4 protein-coding genes and 1 pseudogene are annotated in these 4,404 nt (G+C 70.0%); 2 read left to right on the top strand and 3 right to left on the bottom strand.

All coding sequences use genetic code 11. The features are described from left to right. Window positions 1–255: 255 nt before the first annotated feature. Window positions 256–813: a pyridoxamine 5'-phosphate oxidase family protein gene (locus ACWEBX_RS37565; RefSeq protein ID WP_451889222.1), complete on the top strand. Its 558-nt coding sequence runs from the start codon at window positions 256–258 to the stop codon at window positions 811–813. Between the two features lie 34 nt (window positions 814–847). On the opposite strand, the gene ACWEBX_RS37560 is transcribed toward ACWEBX_RS37565, so the two are convergent. Both ACWEBX_RS37560 and ACWEBX_RS37555 read right to left on the bottom strand, forming a co-directional pair. Beyond that, a complete protein-coding gene (locus ACWEBX_RS37560; RefSeq protein WP_451889221.1) occupies window positions 848–2,122 on the bottom strand; it encodes an outer membrane protein assembly factor BamB family protein in 1,275 nt (424 codons plus the stop codon). 108 nt (window positions 2,123–2,230) lie between these two features. Beyond that, entirely contained in the window at window positions 2,231–3,145 is a 915-nt protein-coding gene (locus ACWEBX_RS37555; protein WP_451889220.1) for a helix-turn-helix domain-containing protein, read from the bottom strand. A 95-nt stretch (window positions 3,146–3,240) separates the two neighbouring features. On the opposite strand from ACWEBX_RS37555, the gene ACWEBX_RS37550 reads away from it, so the two are divergent. Next, window positions 3,241–3,531, top strand: a complete 291-nt coding sequence (locus ACWEBX_RS37550; RefSeq protein ID WP_451889223.1) for a hypothetical protein — start codon at window positions 3,241–3,243, stop codon at window positions 3,529–3,531. On the opposite strand, the pseudogene ACWEBX_RS37545 reads toward ACWEBX_RS37550, so the two are convergent. Continuing rightward, a pseudogene (locus ACWEBX_RS37545) lies at window positions 3,433–4,170 on the bottom strand (helix-turn-helix domain-containing protein); the annotation flags it as partial. The gene ACWEBX_RS37550 and the pseudogene ACWEBX_RS37545 overlap by 99 nt on opposite strands. Window positions 4,171–4,404: the final 234 nt, after the last annotated feature.

Here is a 4,404-nt window from a genome sequence, read left to right as displayed (position 1 = left end):
GTCGAAGCGACCGGCGAGACAGGCGAGACGGGCTACCCGCGCTACGCGGGCGAGGGCATCGTGGCCGACATCGACCCCCGCACGCGCACGGTCGAGGCCGTGCTCGTCGACGGATCGGAACTGGACTACGGACTCAACGCCATCGTCTCCCCCTGAACCCGGCAGCCGGTCGCCTGGTCCGACGCGAGAGCGGCTGCGGCGATGAGTTCGGGGCCCCCGGCCAGTCCTTGTCAGGAAGAGGAAGGGAGTTCCCTCATGCCCACACAGGAACCCGCGAACCCGCCCACAGCCGAGCTCGATGCCCGCTACAGCTCCGCGCTCCGACCCCGCCCGGGAGCCGCGGACGTCACGGCCACCGAATGGGCCGAGGCCCAGCGCACGATGGAGGCCGCCGAGATCTTCTGGGTGTCGACCGTGCGGCCCGACGGGCGGTTGCACGTCACCCCCGTGATCGCCGCCTGGCACGAAGGGGTGTTGTACTTCTCCACCGGCCCAGGCGAGCAGAAGGCGAAGAACCTCGCTCACGACAGTCACTGCGCACTGACCACCGGCGGGAACTCGCTCACCGAAGGCCTCGACCTCGTGATCGAGGGCGAGGCCTCAGCGGTCACCGATCCGGCCGTTCTGGAAGAGGTGATCACCGCGTACGAGACGAAGTACGGGCCGCACATCACCTCCCCGGAGGGCACCTTCCACGGGATCGGGAACGCGTTCCGCAAGGGAGACGCGGTGGTGTACGCGGTCGCCCCGGCCACCGCGTACGGCTTCGGTCGCGACGACGGGGTCTACACCCACACACGGTGGGCGTTCTGAGCGTCCTTCTCGTCGGCCCGTCGGCTCGGGCCGCTCAGGTCACGATCCACACCTCGTCCAACGACTCGAGCCACCCGACGCGGACAGCGCCGTCACCGACCCCCTGGACCGCGAGGTCGGTCAGCGAGAAATCGTCCGGCACGGTCAGGTGCGGCAGACGCAGCCTGTGGAGCAGCTTTCCGCTGTGGGCGTCCAGGACGAGCAGGTCGGCCTGGAGATCCCGGTCCTTGTGCTCTTCGAGGACCGTCGAGTTCTCCACGACGTAGACCCGTCCGTCGGCGATCCTGACCGATCCGAACGAATGGCCTGCCGCGGCTCGGCGTTCCCAGGCACGCTTGCCGGCCTGTGTGTCGTAGGCCGTCAGGTCGGTGCTGTGGGCACTGTCCGGCGGTTCATCTCCGGCGTCAGAGATGATGACGCCGTCGTGTGCCGACGTGGGAGCCCAGTCGTCGCTGGTGAATGCGGTCCGCGGTTCGGCACCGTGTCGGTCGACGTGCAGGAGCTGGACGCGGGCCGCGTCACCCGCATAGCCCGTATCCGTCGGGGAGTCCGCGACCAGGGTGTGGTCGTCGGCCTGGTAGACGTCCTGCCGGGCGGCGCGCTTCCACAGCGCGGCGCCGGTGCGGCTGTCGACCCCGATGACGATGCCACCCACCCCGTCCCCGCCATCGCAGTTCAGTCTGACGACGGTCAGGTGCTCCGCCATGTCGTAGACGCCCCAGGGACTGAGGCCCTGGCAGGAGCCGGGATCCTTCAGCTTCCACAACGCGGCCCCGCTGCGCTCGGAGAAGGCGGCGACGCCACCGGGGGTCTGCGCGACGACCTGACCCGCGCCGATGTGAAGGTGCTGATAGCCGTGCTGTGCGAAATCGGCGCGCCACCGTACGCTCCCGGTGCGCAGATCGATGCCCACCAGCTTTCCGTCCTCGAACCAGGCCACCACCGTGTCGGCCGACACCTCGACCGATGGCATGTCGGCGTCGTCGTCGCGCCGCTCGTAACGCCAGTACTCCTTGCCCGTACGTACGTTCAGGGCTCTGACACCGGAGTCGGTGGGGACGACGGCCAGTCCGTGGACCAGCGCTTCGGGACGGTAGGACCGGTGCACGGTATGCGTCGGTGCGGCCGGCGCCTCCGACCCCAACGCCGTGGGAAAGGGCCCCTGGCTGCCGGTCACCAGGTCCCGTTCCATGTACCACTGGATCAGGAGGCCCAAGGCCCAGGCGACCATCACGGCTGCCAGCAACATCCTGGCGTGCCGCACCCCTGCCGGGTCCGGTTCTCCCAGCAGCCGCATGTCTCCCAGCACCCGCACTCCCCCACCGTGAACCGCCGGAACCCCACGATCCGTCGGCCCGGTGATCTTCTCGTCCCGCCTCCGCCGAAGACAAGGGACGGAACAGGAGGGACGACCGGCTCAGCCCGCCTCGCGGGCGACCTGTTCGTCCAGTGCGGCGCAGAGCCAGTCGTGGATGGCGCCGGGGGCCGGTTCGGGCGAGGCGGTGATCTCGGCGGTGAGATTCCAGTAGTGGTCGATACGGGGGTCCGCGGCCAGTTGCCCGCTGAGCCCGCGGCGGAAGGCGGGCGTGTCCCGCGTGTCACGGGAGCGGGCGTAGGCGGAGACGAAGCAGTCGAGCGCCTCGCCCGCTCGGGGTGACCGCTCCGCACGCACCTGCGGCGACGCCAGGGCGTACGCCTCGACGAGACCGTCGTAGAGCACGGCCGGACGGCCTCCGTCGGGCTGGTGCGCTGCGGGCTGTCCGTTGTCCGTGCCGGGGCACGGCGCGGTGACGAAGGCGTGCAGCCGCGTGAAGGCCAGCACCTGGGCCGGTGTCGGGCCTTCCGGGAGCTGCGGGACGGAGTGTTCGACGATCGCGGAGACGAGCCGGGCCGGGAGCCGTGGCGGCAGCCAGCGCCGCCAGAATCGGGCCAGCGGTGCGGTGCTGGGCGGGACGGACACGGCGCCGATCAGCCGCAGGCGAGCGGCGCGTTCCTCGGGGGCGCAGTCCCGGAGCAGTTGGAGTGCCGCTTCCTGCCAGCGCAGGGCGGTGAGCCGCGAGCCGATCTGCCGCAGTTGACCCGCGACGACGTCCTCCAGCGTGTCGTCCCGGTCGAGGATCCGCTCCACTTCGGGAACCGGCAGGTCGAGGGTGCGCAGCGAGCGGATCAGGCGCAGCCGGTCGAGCGCCTCGGGGCCGTAGCGGCGGTGGCCGCCGGAACTGCGGGTGCCTTCGGGCAGCAGGCCCCGGTCCGAGTAGAAGCGGACGGTCTTGACGGTGACTCCGGCGCGCTCGGCGAGCTCTCCGATGCTCCACAGGGTGTCGGGGGACACGGACTTGAACCTCCCTCAGGGGGAGTTCCTACCGTACCGGCGAGCACGGAGCGCCGGTACGCGCGGCCCGTGGAACCCGGTACGAGGAGACAGCGATGACGACCTTCATCCTGGTGGCAGGCGCCCGCAGCGGCGGCTGGATCTGGCGGGAAGTGGCAGCAGGGCTGAGGGAGTCGGGGGCGCGGGCCCATCCGGTGGCCCTCAGCGGCCACCGGCGCGACTTGGTCGATGCCAAAGAGCTCGGCGAGGAATTCGGGCTCAGCGTCGGCCGCATCAACTCCCTGAGACGCCAGCCGCGCGCTGATCATCACCATGGGGTCGCGGAAGCGGGGCTGGCGCTGCTGGGCCTGGCGGCGGGGCTTGCGCCGGACGCGACCGGTCCGTAGTGCCTTGGCGAGCTCGCGGCGTAGCTCGCCTCTGCCCTGGACGTAGAGGGCCTGGTAGACGGTCTCGTGGACCACGTGCAGCTCCGGCCGTTGGGGGAAGCGGGTGCGCAGGGCCTGGCATATCTGTTCCGGACTCCATCGCAGGTCCAGATGCTCTTGGATGAAGGCGCGCAGTTCCAGGCTCTGGGCGATCTTCCCCGGCTTGGGGCGGAGGCGCCGGCTGTCGGCCCGGGTCTGGGCCGAGTACGAGCGGTAGCGCCGGGCTCCGCGGGGGTCGACCGTGCCGTTGCGGCGGATCTCCCGGCTGATCGTGGAGGGGCTGCGGCCCAGCTCGGTGGCGATCTGCCGGATCGTGGTCTTCTCCCGCAGCCGGTCGGCGATATGGATCCGGTCGGCTTCACGGAGGTAGCGGGAAGGACCCGAAGGCGCCACCGCAGGGATCGGTGGCGCCCCGACCGTCCTGCCGGACGGTGCGCGGCCGTTACGCCACCGCTTTCCCGTCCGGTAGTTGATCCCGACGATCCGGCACGCTTCCACACTGCTCATACCCTGTTGCACGAGCTGAAGGTAAATGCGCCGTTCCTCGGTCAACCTACGGCGTCCCTGGTTGACCGACCGGTCCCGAATCTCGAAGTCCATCACACTCCCCAACTGGGGTGTTGCGACGACTCCTAGAACTCAAGTTGGCTGGTCAGGGGCCGTTCACCTGCGGTGGGTGTGGGATTTGAACCCACGGTGACTCGCGCCACGACGGTTTTCAAGCCTGTTGCGGCGGTGAGACGTTACTGATTCGATCCTCGAATGACAGAGATCAAAGAGCCCTGGGGGCTCAGCGTGCTCGGTGCAGGGCACGTGTCGGCGGAGCCCCGGCTC

The organism is Streptomyces sp. NPDC005070 (assembly GCF_053600395.1).
The sequence above is the reverse complement of the archived record's forward strand: the minus strand, read 5'-3'. Positions and strand labels throughout refer to the sequence as shown.